Annotated in this window: 11 protein-coding genes and 2 tRNA genes; 4 read left to right on the top strand and 9 right to left on the bottom strand. The window is 40.5% G+C overall.

The genetic code is table 11. The features are described 5' to 3' along the window. Positions 1-37: 37 nt before the first annotated feature. The 5 genes from B4N43_RS10695 to B4N43_RS10675 all read right to left on the bottom strand — a co-directional run bounded on the left by B4N43_RS10695 (position 38) and on the right by B4N43_RS10675 (position 5,422). On the bottom strand, positions 38-1,564 hold the full coding sequence (locus B4N43_RS10695) for a RagB/SusD family nutrient uptake outer membrane protein (protein ID WP_286734597.1): 1,527 nt from the start codon (positions 1,562-1,564) through the stop codon (positions 38-40). Further along, positions 1,561-1,758: a hypothetical protein gene (locus B4N43_RS10690; RefSeq protein WP_286734595.1), complete on the bottom strand. Its 198-nt coding sequence runs from the start codon at positions 1,756-1,758 to the stop codon at positions 1,561-1,563. The genes B4N43_RS10695 and B4N43_RS10690 overlap by 4 nt, the downstream gene beginning before the upstream one ends. 23 nt (positions 1,759-1,781) lie before the next feature. Beyond that, entirely contained in the window at positions 1,782-4,871 is a 3,090-nt protein-coding gene (locus B4N43_RS10685) for a SusC/RagA family TonB-linked outer membrane protein (protein WP_083296082.1), read from the bottom strand. Positions 4,872-5,221: 350 nt separating this feature from the next. Then, positions 5,222-5,294, bottom strand: a tRNA-Met gene (locus B4N43_RS10680). Between the two features lie 55 nt (positions 5,295-5,349). Beyond that, a tRNA-Met gene (locus tag B4N43_RS10675) sits at positions 5,350-5,422 on the bottom strand. Positions 5,423-5,537: 115 nt separating this feature from the next. On the opposite strand from B4N43_RS10675, the gene era reads away from it, so the two are divergent. Continuing rightward, on the top strand, positions 5,538-6,416 hold the full coding sequence (gene era, locus B4N43_RS10670) for a GTPase Era (protein ID WP_070570335.1): 879 nt from the start codon (positions 5,538-5,540) through the stop codon (positions 6,414-6,416). A gap of 74 nt (positions 6,417-6,490) precedes the next feature. Here era and uvrC read toward each other — a convergent pair whose 3' ends face one another. From uvrC to B4N43_RS10650, 4 genes are all read right to left on the bottom strand, one after another. Beyond that, the gene (gene uvrC / locus B4N43_RS10665; protein ID WP_070570103.1) at positions 6,491-8,290 is read right to left on the bottom strand and encodes an excinuclease ABC subunit UvrC; all 1,800 of its coding nucleotides are present in this window, start codon (positions 8,288-8,290) and stop codon (positions 6,491-6,493) included. Positions 8,291-8,383: 93 nt separating this feature from the next. Continuing rightward, positions 8,384-10,654: a penicillin-binding protein 1A gene (locus tag B4N43_RS10660; protein WP_070570105.1), complete on the bottom strand. Its 2,271-nt coding sequence runs from the start codon at positions 10,652-10,654 to the stop codon at positions 8,384-8,386. A 240-nt stretch (positions 10,655-10,894) separates the two neighbouring features. Next, a complete protein-coding gene (ispF, locus tag B4N43_RS10655) occupies positions 10,895-11,374 on the bottom strand; it encodes a 2-C-methyl-D-erythritol 2,4-cyclodiphosphate synthase (RefSeq protein ID WP_070570337.1) in 480 nt (159 codons plus the stop codon). Between the two features lie 372 nt (positions 11,375-11,746). Further along, positions 11,747-12,565, bottom strand: coding sequence for a glycogen/starch synthase (locus B4N43_RS10650; RefSeq protein ID WP_070570107.1), 819 nt, complete (start codon positions 12,563-12,565; stop codon positions 11,747-11,749). A 148-nt stretch (positions 12,566-12,713) separates the two neighbouring features. On the opposite strand from B4N43_RS10650, the gene panC reads away from it, so the two are divergent. The 3 genes from panC to B4N43_RS10635 all read left to right on the top strand — a co-directional run bounded on the left by panC (position 12,714) and on the right by B4N43_RS10635 (position 14,452). Next, positions 12,714-13,574 (top strand): pantoate--beta-alanine ligase, encoded by an 861-nt coding sequence (panC, locus tag B4N43_RS10645; protein WP_201667161.1) that lies wholly within the window; start codon positions 12,714-12,716, stop codon positions 13,572-13,574. Between the two features lie 44 nt (positions 13,575-13,618). After that, the gene (panD, locus tag B4N43_RS10640; RefSeq protein ID WP_070570112.1) at positions 13,619-13,969 is read left to right on the top strand and encodes an aspartate 1-decarboxylase; all 351 of its coding nucleotides are present in this window, start codon (positions 13,619-13,621) and stop codon (positions 13,967-13,969) included. 120 nt (positions 13,970-14,089) lie between these two features. Continuing rightward, positions 14,090-14,452 (top strand): hypothetical protein, encoded by a 363-nt coding sequence (locus tag B4N43_RS10635; protein ID WP_286734591.1) that lies wholly within the window; start codon positions 14,090-14,092, stop codon positions 14,450-14,452. Positions 14,453-14,740 lie beyond the last annotated feature (288 nt).

Genomic DNA, 14,740 nt, shown 5'->3' with positions numbered 1-14,740 from the left:
TAAAGCCATTTATAGGGTTTAAATTATCAATATTCGCCTAGTTAGACGTTGGATTCTGAGTCAATTTGCCCGGATATGAATTGATCGCATCCTGAGGAATAAAATAAGTTACTCTAAAATCTGTTGGTAGAATATCTTCAAATTGTTTCTGTGGCCCCGGATATGTACGGTTTAACGGGTCTCCGTTACGGAACACATCGTAGCTGCGTTCAGCCTGATAAGCCAATTCCAACTGACGCTCTTTGTCAATCAGTTTGCTTGCACTGGCCGCATCAATTGAAGTATATCCACCATTGACAATAGATCGATTTCTGATGGTATTTAAATCATTTAGCGCTGCACCATAATTACCTAATTTTGCATTAGCCTCTGCGCGGTTTAAATAAATTTCACCCAAGCGGCTGATTACAGGGGAGTGCAGTTGAGACTCCTCACCTTCACGTGAGCATTTCACAATATAAAATTGTGGATAAGCCCGGTTCAAGGAAATATAGTAATCAATCATACCTGTATATGTTTTACCATCTGCATAGGCAATTTTATAGGTTTGTTGTGCAGCATTGACAGCAGTTAATGTATAGACATTATCACCATCTTTACAAGTCACGGTATTCCCGTTTATGGTAGCAGGAGCCTGTACATAGCTTAGCGTAACCGGATCGCCTGCATTTTTGGGTACATCTTGTTTAATAAACCGAAAAACAGTTGTGTATTTTCCCGCATCATCTTTTGAATAAGTAGGTTCAATAAATGCTGCACGTGCGTCGACAATCGTATAATGATCAGGTCTCCAGTCATTGCGACCAGTTTCATTCAATAAGTCAATGTATTTGGCGCTGGAATACATCTCACCCCAGCCCATACCACCAATATTGGAATACATACCTCCAATGCCATAATAATGGTCATCGCCCGAAAATTCAGAAGCCACACGTTTCACCGCAAAGATGGTCTCCTTGTTATCTTCAGGTCTAAACGTATTGTATTTCATGAATTGCTCACGGCCCAACAGGACATATTTACCTGAGTTAATCACTTTATCCGCATATTCTACAGAAAGACGCGCATATTCCGCATTTGGATTTTTATACGTACCACTCATATACAGATATATACGGGAAAGCATCGCTTGCGCTGCACCCTTAGACGCATATGCGGCCCCCTTATCAAGGGTCATTAAAGCTTCTGCTTTTTTCAGATCACTGATCGCTTGCGCGTAAGTATCTTTTACAGACGCACGGTCCGGTAAGTTCAAATCATTGAAAACATCTTCAGGTGTACCATTGACAATCGGAACGCCTAAGTTTGTTTCTGGACTTTGGTAGTAAGGCTTCCCGAATGCGCGACAAAGGTAAAAATACATCATTCCACGGATGTAATAACATTCACCTATTTTATTGTCCATTTCTGGACTCTGACCTTCAGCAAACATCTTGATCAGGTTCGACGATTGGGCAATCGCTTTATAACCGCTATCCCAAAAGTTTTGCAAACGGTAATTATTGGGTGTTCTTGCATAGGAAATAAATTCGTAAAATGCATCTGTCGATGATCCGCGGATCATCTATTATCCCCAGCGTATTCGCCAAGACGGTGCATCGGATCAGACCAAGCTTTTAACTGCGCATAAGTACCTGTTACCATTGCATCAGGATTACTTGCAATATTTTCTTCATCCATTGAAGTATAAGGAAGACGATCTATATCGCAGGAGGATACTGCCGTTGCGATCAAAAGTCCTATTAATATCTTTTTCATTGTTGATTTTCTAAACGTTAAAATTAAAATGTTACGCTTGCGCCGAACATGTATTTGCGAACCATAGGATAGACAGAAACTCCGGTAGATCGAATCATTTGACCGCCGCCGCCTTTGCCATCTGGCTCAGTCAATGGAAGCTCCGGATCAACACCCGAATAGTTTGTAATCGTAAACAAATTCTCCCCAGCTAAGAAGACACGTAAATTTTTGATGTTATATTTCTTTAAATCAAAGTTGTACCCTAAGGTCAGCGATCTCATTTTCAAGAAATTGTTACTTTCTAAAAAGCGTGTTGAAGGTGAATTACCTTTATCTTGGTTGTCGTATCTTGCAATCGGGTGAGTGGCAACATCGCCAGGTTTTTCCCAACGGCTCCAACCATCCTGTAACTTCATCTGGTTACGATCCGTATAGGTTCCATCCGAATCAAATTCCTGACGCGAGTAATTATATAATTTACCCCCCAAGGAGAAACCGAACACGGCATTCAGGTCAAACTGCTTATAACTTAAAGCCGTACTGAAACCGCCAAAAAGATCCGGATTTCCTTTTCCTACATTACGGAAGGTTGCATTGGAATAGTTCGACGTCGTTGTCCTTGTTTCATTGCCATTGGCATCTGTCTCGTATCGATACCACATTGGCAAACCATTATCTACGTTAACACCTGCCCATTCTTTTAAGTAATAGGTATCTACGGGAAAACCAGGTTGAAGCAGACGTTGCGCTGATCCAGCGATACCCGATCCGTCACCTGCGATAATTGGTTTTGAAACAAGGTTACCATTGGCATCTTTTGTCGCAAATAGCTCGGTCAATTTATTCACATTGTGACTCAAATTAACATCCAAGCTCCAATGTACATTGTCATTTCGAACGATGTCGCCACCGATGGTCAATTCAATCCCCCGGTTTTGCATCTTACCAATATTTTTCCAGATAGAAGTGACACCGGTCAGACCGCTGATTGGCACTTGATAAAGTACATTATCGGTCTTCTTGTCATAATAATCAACATTGAATCGCAATCTATTCTTAAACAAGGCTGCATCAACCCCAAAACCAGTTGTATAGGTTTTTTCCCAAGTCAGATCTTTATTACCGATTTGGCTAATTAATGCCCCTGGTATACCATTGTAACTTGATGATGCAGACACCGAGTAAAGACTATATTGCGGATATAATGAACTTGGTCTATTACCTACCGATCCATAAGCCGCTCTCAGTTTTAAGTTATCTACCCAATCAGCCTTGAACCACTCTTCCTTATTGATATTCCAACCACCACTAACTGAAAAGAAGTTTCCATATTTTGCATTGGTACCAAAATTGGATGCTCCATCACGACGGAAAGATACCTGTGCCAAATATTTATTATCGTATGCATAGTTTGCATTAGACAAAAATGACTGTACTGCCCATTCGGAAATTCCACCTCTGGTTCGCTCTGGTTTTGCAACAACATCCAATACCTCGAAACCATTTACAATACCTGTTCCATAAGCATCTAAGGTTTTTGTCCAATAGTCGTTAAATTCGTATGCAGCCAATCCATTCAGGCTATGTTTATCCCAAGTCTTGTTGAAACGTAAAATCTGGTTGGTATACCGACGGGCAAATTCCATGCGATAATCTGTCACACGACCAATTACACTTTCGCCGCTGTTTGATCGTGGATCTTGATATCCGCTATCGGAATAACTATTGTAACGATAATTGTTGACAGAAGAGAACGTCAACCAATCTGTTAATTTGATGTCGAAATCTAAGTTACCCATAAATTCATAATTGGTATTGGCACTATGATTCCATTGGAGGTCGTACAAGTAGTTTGTACTTGCATTGTTGACCCAGCCGCTGTAACGATGTGGCACTAAATTTCCATTTGCATCGTAAGGACTGTCCCAAGGCAGGTTTCCATACATGGCATTGACATCATATTGACGATCATCTACAGCACGTCTTGATCCCGCAATAGATGGCTTAATGGTCAGCCAATCGAAAGGCTTATAGTTGGTACGTAATCTAAAATTATAACGATCGTAATCATATCCTTTTACAGCACCGGCTTCGTTGTAGTAACCTAAAGACAAATAAGACTGTAATTTATCATTTCCACCCTGAATAGACAAATTGTGGTTTTGGACAAACCCGGTTTTTGTCGCCAGTTTCCACCAGTCAAAATTACTGTTGCGTAATTCAGGGTTCCAGCGTGGAAATTTAATTTTATCTTGATTGGAGAATGACGCAAAGTAGTCATAGAGTTCAGCACCATCCATCATTTCCATGTGTCCATTGGAAAGTTGGTTGATACCCATTTTTGTAGAAAAGCTAATGCTTGTTTTGGATGCAGTAGGGTTTTTGGTTGTCACAACGACAACACCATTCGCGCCTTGAGAACCATAAATCGAGGTTGAAGCAGCATCTTTTAGGATGGTTAATGATTCAATGTCGTCCGGATTGATATCACCTGGGCTTGAGCCAACAATAACACCGTCAATGACCCACAATGGGCTGGTCGTACCACTTAATGTTGCCTGACCACGAATCACAACACCGCCATTTGACCCTGGTTTACCGGCTCCTGGGGCAACATATACCCCGGCAGCTTTACCATTCAGCATGTTTTCAACCGATGGCGTAGTGACATCACGTAATTTGTTTCCTTTAACCGCCTGAAGAGCGCCAGTCAAACTTTCTTTTTTCTGTTGTGTTCCATAACCAACAATGACAACTTCCTGGAGTGCTTCACTATTGGACTCCATATTGATGTTAACAACCGGTCCTGTCACGGTCACTTCTTGTGCTTTATAACCAACACTTGTAACGACCAGTACATCACCATTTTTAGCATCTATTGTAAAACGTCCATCTGCTCCTGCGGATGTCGATTTACCGCTCCCCTTAACGCTAATGGTTGCTCCAGCCAACGGGCCGTCTGTAGACTGCACTTTTCCATTCACTTTTTGTTGATAAACCGCGTCATTCAACAAAATATTGTTGTTTGGAAACGTAAGACCATTAGCATTAGCCGAGCTGTGTGTACTTGCAATGAGTAAAGCTAATGATAACAGACTCAACTTGTGATTGTCGAGAATCTTTGAAATCATAATATTTAATAGTTAGTTTAAAAATTGATTAGCGTACTAATCAAAATTTAGGTACATGAATGCTAAATCTAAAGCAAGATGATAGTATATCAAAATTTAGCAACAACGAAATCGATTGCGCCAATTAAACAAACGATTGCATAAACACACATTTTACAGCGTAATCCAATATCAAAAAATTAGAACGATTAAATAACAGCAAAAGACCGTTTTTCAACAACCTCACGACAATCGATAAAAAGAAATTTACAAGAGTAGGAAAAAAGATGATCCTGAAAAACAGGCGGTATTATAGCGTAAATTAGGACACAAAAAAAGCCAAGATATTCACCTCGGCTTTTTTCTTTTAGTAGCGGGGACCAGACTCGAACTAGTGACCTTCGGGTTATGAGCCCGACGAGCTACCAACTGCTCCACCCCGCAATGTATTTTAAATTTCTTTAAAAGAACCGATCATTGCAATCGGCTCTTTCTTTAGTAGCGGGGACCAGACTCGAACTAGTGACCTTCGGGTTATGAGCCCGACGAGCTACCAACTGCTCCACCCCGCAATATATTTTTGAACAAAATTGCTTTTTTCTTTTGAAAAAACAAGATTATGATCCTTCCGAATTGGAGTACAAAGATATATTTTGTTTCTTTGTAATCCTAATAAAATTTAGAAAAATGTCACATAAAGCAGGATTCGTAAGTATCATCGGAAAGCCAAATGCTGGTAAGTCCACCCTAATGAACGCTTTAGTGGGTGAAAAAATGTCTATCATTACACCCAAAGCGCAAACGACAAGACACCGCATTATCGGTATTGTAAACGATGAAGACCATCAAATTGTGTTTTCGGACACCCCTGGTGTTATCAAACCAAACTATTCTTTGCAAGAATCGATGATGAATTTTGTCCAAGGATCGTTGATCGATGCAGACATTATTTTATTTGTGACAGATATCCACGAAAAATACGATGAGAACGATGTCCTGGAGAAATTGCGTAAAACAAATTCCCCTGTTGCCGTGCTTATCAACAAAATTGATAAATCTTCGGAAGAAGAGGTCAAGGCTAAGATTGAATTTTGGCAGGAAAAATTAAATCCGGATACCGTTTTTGCGATTTCAGCAAAATTAAATCATAATGTTGCTGCCGTGATGCACTACATTAAGGATAAATTACCTATTCACGAAGCCTATTATGAAAAGGATGAGTTAACGGATAAATCCATGCGTTTTTTTGTCTCTGAGATGATTCGTGAAAAAGTATTCAAACTATACGATAAAGAGATTCCCTACAGTACAGAAGTAATCGTTACATCTTACAAAGAAGAAGCAAATATCACACGTATTGCTGCCGAAATTATTGTTGAGCGCGACTCTCAAAAAAACATTATCATTGGAAAAGCAGGAGCCATGATCAAAAAAGTCGGCACCTATGCGCGCCAGGATATTGAAGAGTTTATCGACGGAAAAGTATTTCTCGAGCTTTTTGTTAAGGTAATTCCTGACTGGAGAAGTAAAAAGAACTACCTTAAACGTTTCGGGTACGACGATTAATCCGCATTGAAGAGTTCGTACGGAGATCTTTTTATACCGACCTCCCCTACACGAATTGTTCTTCTTGTAAATTTTTACTTTGCAAAATATTCACGAAGTGCTTTAATCTGTTTCAGATTAAGCACTTTTTTTAGCTCTTCATCTGAGGCTTCCTTCGCTTTTTTCACCGATTTAAATTCAGTTAATACTTTCTCAACGGTTGTTTTACCTATGCCCGGAACGTTTTCCAGCTCTGAAACGAAGGTCTTCCGGCTCCGTTGATTCCTGTGGAAAGTGATTCCGAAGCGGTGTGCCTCATCCCGAAGATGTTGAATGACCTTGAGGGTTTCAGATTTTTTATCTAAATAAAGTGGATATTGATCACCTGGATAGAATAGCTCCTCCAGTCTTTTGGCAATACCGATGACGGTTACTTTTCGCTCTATCCCCAGCAAGCGCAGGCTCTTTAAGGCTGCGCCTAGCTGCCCTTTTCCGCCATCGATAATGATCAATTGCGGCAAAGGCTGATCCTCATCCAATAATCGCCTATAGCGTCTAAAAACAGCTTCCTCCATCGTGGCAAAATCGTTGGGTCCCTCAACTGTTTTCACATTAAAGTGACGGTAATCTTTCTTCGAAGGTTTTGCATCCTTAAAGACAACAATAGCCGATACAGGATAATTCCCCTGAATATTCGAGTTATCAAAACATTCGATATGCTGAGGGAGCACATTCATGCGAAGATCTTTTTGCATCTGTTTTAAGATGCGCTCGGTCCGAATATCAGGATTAAGCTTTTCATATTGCAACAGACGCTCTTTTCTAAAAAATGCCACGTTCTTTTGAGACAGCTCCAGCAATTTTTTCTTTTCGCCCAGCTTCGGAATCGTAAATCGAATCCGTTCGTTCTCTTCAATATCTAATTCAAAGGGTACGATAATTTCTCGCGAAAGGCTTTTGAAGCGTTCCCGAATCTCCGGTATGGCCAAGGCCAAAAGTTCCTGTTCACTCTCATCCAAACGCCGCTTCATTTCGAGCGTCTGTGTCTGAATAATAACACCATTCATGACTTTCAGGTAATTGACAAAAGCGTAGCCCTCGTCTGAAGCAATACTAAATACATCCACATTTGTAATGGATGAGTTAACCACTGTAGACTTGCTTTGGTAATTGTCCAGCTTATCCAGCTTCGCCTTAATTAACTGCGCTCTTTCAAAATCCAGAGCTGCTGCTGCGGTAGCAATACTCTCCTTTAAACGATTGGTCACCACAGCAATCTTTCCGTTCAGAATATCCTTGATATCACTCAGGTTCTGATCATAGTCGTCTTCGGACTGATACCCTTCACAGGGCCCCTTACAATTTCCAATTTGATATTCGAGACAGATCTTAAACTTGCCTTTCCGTATATTTTCCTGTGTTAGGGCCAAATTGCAGGTACGGAGGGGAAACAATTCACGGATCAGATCCAATACAATATGCATCATCCCCACCGAAGGATAGGGCCCATAATAACGGGATCCATCCTTGATATATTGTCGGGTCCAAAAAACCCGCGGAAAAGGTTCGTTCTTGATGACAATCCATGGATAGGTTTTATCATCCTTCAACAGAACATTATACTTGGGCTTGTGTTTTTTGATCAATGAATTCTCAAGCAACCACGCATCAATCTCCGTGTCAACGATAGTAAAAGATATACGGTTGATCTTCCGAACCAAAACACGGGTTTTGCCATTCAGCTGATTTTCATTAACGAAATACGAACCGACCCGGTTACGCAAATCCTTCGCTTTACCGATATAGATCAGTTCGTTATTTTTATCAAAATACTGATAGACTCCCGGTCGATGCGGTATCTTCTTTAATTCTTCTCTATAGTCAAATACGTCCATTATGTTCCAATATCAAACACCTTCAGCAAAAAAGCCAGACAACAAATCTCGAAAAAATTTATTGTCTGGCCCAATGGTATTCGTTAAAATAACTTAGAAACCTAAGCGATCATCTTTTAGTTTAGTCGCATCTTTGCCACTTGAATCCGTAGACCCATCTTCGACATCAGAGCCACCACCGCCCCAATACTGATTACAGTCAATGACACGGGTAAGCCCTCCCTGAGGTTGCTCAAAATCACCTTTGGTATACTTCAAATTTGAATCTTTATACACTTTCTGCATGTAGTAAGCGAATACTGGCATCGCTGCTGCAGCCCCCTGTCCGTACTCCATCCTGTCGAAACTAATGCCTCGATCTTCTGCACCAGTCCAAACACCCGTAACCAGTTCCGGTGTAATGCCAATAAACCAGGCATCAGAGTTATCGTTGGTTGTACCTGTTTTACCGCCAATTGGATTTGTGAGCTTATACATCCATTGAATACGTCTCGCCGTACCCTGGGATACCACCTTTTTCAACATATCAACAATAATATAAGCGGATTCACTATTTAAGGCTTTTACGACCTTTGGTGCTTTATCATAGATCGGTGTACCATTTTTATCTTCAATCCGTAAGATCGCTGTTGGCTCAATCCAAGTTCCTTGATTCACAAATGCCGAATAAGCACCCACCATATCAAAGACTGACGCTTCATAAGCCCCTAATGAGATCGATGGATAATTAGGCACGTCACTTGTTATACCCATCCGTTTTGTCAATGCAGCTACTTCCGCAGCGCCAACTTCGTGCACCAGATAGGCCGTCGCATAGTTTTGCGAATAAGCCAATGCTTTCGCTAAGGTAATTGGGTTTCCACCTTGTGCATTTCCTCTTGGTGTCCATCCGTTATAAGTTTGTTGGTAATTGGGAATACTGTAACATGGTGAATAACCATTGTCAATCGCCACCGCATACGTAAATGGTTTCGCCGTTGATCCGACTTGACGCGTACCCATTTTTACCTGATCATATTTGAAGTGGTCAAAGTCAATACCTCCAACCCAGGCTTTGATATGTCCGGTCTTCGGCTCCATAGACATCATCGCATTGCGCAACATAAGTTTATTATACTTAATAGAGTCCATTGGCGTCATCATCGTATCAACACTTCCCTTCCATGTAAATATATTCATCGGAACCTTTACATTGAAGGCCTTTTTGATCTCGTCTTCATTCAAGCCCTCTTCTTTCAAAATACGGTAACGATCAGAGCGCTTCATTCCGCTAATAAGCAGCTTGGCTTTCTCGCCTTTAAAAGGATCCCTATTTTTCCATTGGGCAGCAAATTTAGACTGCAGTTGCTTCATCCACTCTTTTTGCGAATCCTCTGCATATTGCTGCATAGACATATTGATCGTCGTATAGATTTTCAATCCATCACGATCGAGGTCATAAGGTGTGCCATCCGGTTTGGTGATGGACAATTTTGCAAATTCCTTTTTGATTTCATCCTTTAATACCGCTCTAAAATATGGCGCCAAACCCTCACCGTAATTTGCGATCTTAAGTTCTAAACCAAGTGGTTTTTCTTTCGCTTTTGTAGCCTCCTCAGCCGAAATAAAATTTTCGGCAACCATATTATTCAACACCGTATTACGGCGAGTACGTGATTTTTCGGGATACCGCACCGGAGAATAGGCTCCTGGACCTTTAAGCATTCCCACCAAAAGGGCTGCTTGGTCTGCTGTCAGTTTATCCGGAGTCGTATTGAAATAAGTCCGCGCAGCGGATTTGATTCCGTATGTATTGTAAGCACCAAAGTCTACCGTGTTAAAATACATGGTAATAATCTCATCTTTGGTATAATTTCTTTCCAAGCGAACCGCTGTAATCCATTCCTGAAATTTCTGGATGACACGCTTTAGAAAATTCTTCTGCCGTCCATCCGAAAATAGATTAAGTGCCAACTGCTGTGTAATTGTACTTCCCCCCTGTTTGTTACCGGTCAGCGTGTGAAAGATAACTGTAAATGTACGTGAGTAGTCTATCCCAGAGTGATCATAAAAGCGTTTATCCTCTGTCGAAACCAATGCTTTGACCAAATAAGGAGACAATTCGCTATACTTTACATTGGAGCGGTTTTGGACATAATAAGTTCCCAATACCTTATGATCTTCCGTGATAACTTCGGAAGCTAAATTACTTTTGGGGTTTTCCAAATCACTGAAGGAGGGTAACTTTCCAAATACGCCAAGACGTATACTCAATATAAAGAGGAAACCTATCGCGACGATCCCGACGATAATTTTCCAAAAATTGAACGTATACCGCTTGACATCAGCCTCAGTAAGTTGATTTTTTTTTGATACTCGTTTCATCTATTTACTAAATTTCAGACGTAAATATTATTCATTTTAAAGACCGCAATGCATAGTCCATTTTTCCAGCCACAGTTGTGTTTTGCAAACTTGGATACTGCATTATTTCGATCTTTAAAGACTTCAATTAAGACATTAATGCTCACTCTATCAGATAGTGTGCCAAGAATCCCTACTTTGGCAAAGGTATTACTAATTGGGCCAAAAGCAAGAATTTAAACGTGAAAATATTGAAGCGAACTACGCGCGTTCAATCAAACAAACCGCATAGGCAACCACCCCTTCCTGACGACCGATAAATCCCATCGTTTCATTTGTTGTTGCTTTAATAGAGATGTCGTCGATATCCAAACCCGTTGCTTCAGCCAGTTTAACTTTCATTTGTGGGATATAGGGTTTGATCTTAGGAGCTTCCAGACACAGCATCGCATCAATATTGCCAAGCGTGTATCCTTTCGCAGCAATCAGCGCCATACATTCTTTTAACAATAATAAACTACTAATGCCTTTCCAGCGCATATCTGTATTTGGAAAGTGATAGCCAATATCTTCTAAATTGGCGGCGCCCAAAATGGCATCACATATCGCATGGACCAACACATCGGCATCAGAATGCCCAAAGGCACCAGCATGATGCTCCAATTGCACCCCACCAACAATAAATGGATGACCTTCTTTCATCTGATGGACATCAAATCCAAATCCTACCTTAATTTTCATTACACGATTATAGCTATGGTGTCTGTTCATATCCTAGAAACATGCCCAAACACCCGATTTAAATACAATATAATACAGCCTATGTATGCTATTTGATAACCTAACCTATGAGGTATAGATCACACCCAATTTATCTTCGCGGAGATCTCCTGGTATGAATAGCTAAAAACAATGACAGATTATTGCGAAGATAACAATTCGCAGCTATATTTATCGCGACAAAAGGTTTCTAACAGGTAGCGCACCGAAAATCATTGCAATAACGGTTCGACCGGATGAAAAAAGAGACGCATAAAAAAAGGCTATCCTTGAGAATAGCCTTTTTTTATATTATTGTCTGTTTGTTTTTCGAAACGCTTCGAAAAGTAAAGCTTACGCTTCTACTTCTTCAGGCGCAAACTGATCATATACTTCTCCAAAAGCATCGTAGTCCTGATCGCCATTAGGCTCAAAAACCTGAATATCCTTTGAGCGAGCAAAATCAACTATTTCAGTGTTGACATTTTCGTCAGCGACAACCACCATATCGGTAAAATGCAAAGCACCTTTGTAGATCGCCTCATAACTACCATCACCGTACACCTGCGCATCTGCGGCTTTAAAGGAACCTTCTGGCGCCATTTCAGCATACTTCGTACCTAATGTACCTTTAAATTCTTCATTGAACAAAGAGTACATCACTTTTGCATCCTTGAATGTAGGATCGTCTTTATAAGTTGTCTTCACGTAAGCCGGTACCAAAGCAGAGAACCATCCATGACAGTGTACTACATCAGGGGACCATCCTAATTTCTTCACAGTTTCCAACGCTCCTTTACAGAAGAACACCGAACGCTCATTATTGTCTGCAAAGAATTCGCCATGCTCATCACTAAAAACTTTTTTACGCTGAAAGTAGTCTTCATTATCCAAGAAATACACCTGCATACGGGCCGCAGGTAATGAAGCAACTTTAATAATTAGCGGATTATCATTATTATCCACAACAATGTTCAAGCCTGAAAGACGAATAACCTCATGTAATCTATTTCTACGCTCATTGATATTCCCAAAACGCGGCATTAAGATCCGGATCTCAAAACCCTTTTCTTGCATCGCTTGCGGAAGTTGACGTGTAATTTCAGAAATTTTAGTTAATTCGAGGAAAGGCGACATCTCGTGAGTAATAAACAATATCTTCGTTTTTGCCATCTCCAGTTATTTTTATTTATTATTTTCGAACAGTAAAATCGGTCTACAAAGGTACGAAAAAAATACTTACTATGCAATTTACTATTAATCATCGTTTTATATTCCCAAAATATTATGCACCTTTGCCAACAAAAAACTAAATAGCAAAGTGGAAATTTTCAAAACGAAAGCATCTCTCCAAGCATACCTGCAAGAAGCCCGATCAACAGGTCAAAAAATCGCCCTAATCCCTACGATGGGCGCTTTACATGAAGGACATTTATCCTTATTAAATTATGCAAAACCAATCAGTGATATTCGTGTTTGCAGCATTTTTGTTAACCCCACACAATTTAACGATCCGAAAGATCTCGAAAAATATCCACGGCCCATCGAAAACGATATCAGATTACTGGAATCCGTCGATTGCGACATCCTTTTCTTACCAAGTGTTGATGAGATGTACCCCGATAAAAATGAGGCCTGGCATCTCGATCTTGGCGAACTGGACCAAATTTGGGAAGGTGAAAAACGCCCTGGCCATTTCCAAGGTGTCACCCAGGTGGTCTATAAATTATTTACATTGGTACAACCGGATATTGCGTGTTTCGGGCAGAAAGATTTTCAGCAGGTCATGGTCATCAAGCGCATGATAGCCATGAAGGATCTCGCGATCCAATTGGCGATATGTCCTATCATTAGAGATCAAGACGGCCTAGCACTGAGCTCTAGAAACGCGCGCTTAAGTGAAGCTGGAAAAAGAACAGCTTTGGCACTCTCCCGCTCCCTGCAATATGTAAAAGATCATATACATGACCCTATCCCGCTAGCGGAAATAAAAGACAAAGCTCTGCAGATTTTAACAGACACCGATGGGCTTAGCGTTGAATACTTTGCGCTATGTGAAAGTTCAACGTTAAAAGAAGTCAACCACATCGATTTCAGCAAGCAGCATGTCGCACTTGTCACTGCCTGGGTTGAAGGTGTCCGTTTGATTGATAATATGATTCTGAATAATTTGTCAAATTAATTGACAAATCTTTCAAATTCAGCAGAAAGCCCTACCTTTGCGCCATGGTAATAGAAGTAATGAAATCCAAGATTCACCGCGTTAAAGTCACACAAGCGGAATTGAATTATGTGGGTAGTATCACAATAGATGAAGATTTGATGGATGCCGCAAATATCATCGCTAACGAGAAAGTTCAAATCGTAAACAACAATAATGGAGCCCGTCTTGAAACATACGTCATCCCAGGTCAACGTGGATCAGGTATTATCTGTTTGAATGGTGCTGCGGCTCGCCTGGTTCAAGTTGGCGATATCGTCATCATTATTTCCTACGCGAACATGGACTTTGAAGAAGCTAAGCAGTTTAAACCTTCCGTTGTATTTCCAGACGACAACAATCATCTGATTAAATAATCAGGAAGCACTGTAAGCTTAGTATATCGATATTTCATATTTTTTTAATGAGTAGATCACGAATACTCACAAAATAAAATCGTATTTTTGAAGCGTTACCCTAAAAAGTAGCGCTTTTTTATGTACCGAAAAACAACAAAATCCCCACGTCAGCTTATCGCATTTTGCCAATTGGTATTAATGTCGCTGATTATTATTTCGGGTGTTGTTTTTATGCACAAAGAGGTAAAATCAACCGGTGAAATTGTCATGCACACCCACCCTTATGATTTTACCAAAAAACAAAAGCCGCAAGAAACAGATGACCAAATCGAATACCTCAATGTCATCTATCACAATACCTACGTACAAACCGAATTTACCGTCCTTGAACTTCCTATTCCGCGTGAAGTAAAAGAAGAGCATTATAATTCATTTTGTCCGGAGGCGATTACCACAACGATCGATCATTACCACTTACGTGGTCCCCCCAGCTTAGCATAAACCAAAAATCAAAGATTTCGAGGGCCTGTCCATGGTTCCATAACGATCAAACGAACTTGGTGCAAACAAGTAAGAGATTACGTATGTGCTAAATCGCTTGGCTCCAGAACGACAGCATGAAATACCGCTATCGAGATATCATCTTTGATCCCATTTTTATTTGCCTCTACTTTGAGAGTTGTCCCTGTTACAATAGCGAACTTTCGCTGAATACTGTTACTATGGTTTCAGTGAGCTCATTGGCATACATTACCTTGTCGGAAACAAGCTATTACCCTGCTTCCGATA

Source organism: Sphingobacterium sp. UBA1897, from assembly GCF_002337775.1.
Lineage (GTDB): Bacteria > Bacteroidota > Bacteroidia > Sphingobacteriales > Sphingobacteriaceae > Sphingobacterium > Sphingobacterium siyangense.
The sequence above is the reverse complement of the archived record's forward strand: the minus strand, read 5'-3'. Positions and strand labels throughout refer to the sequence as shown.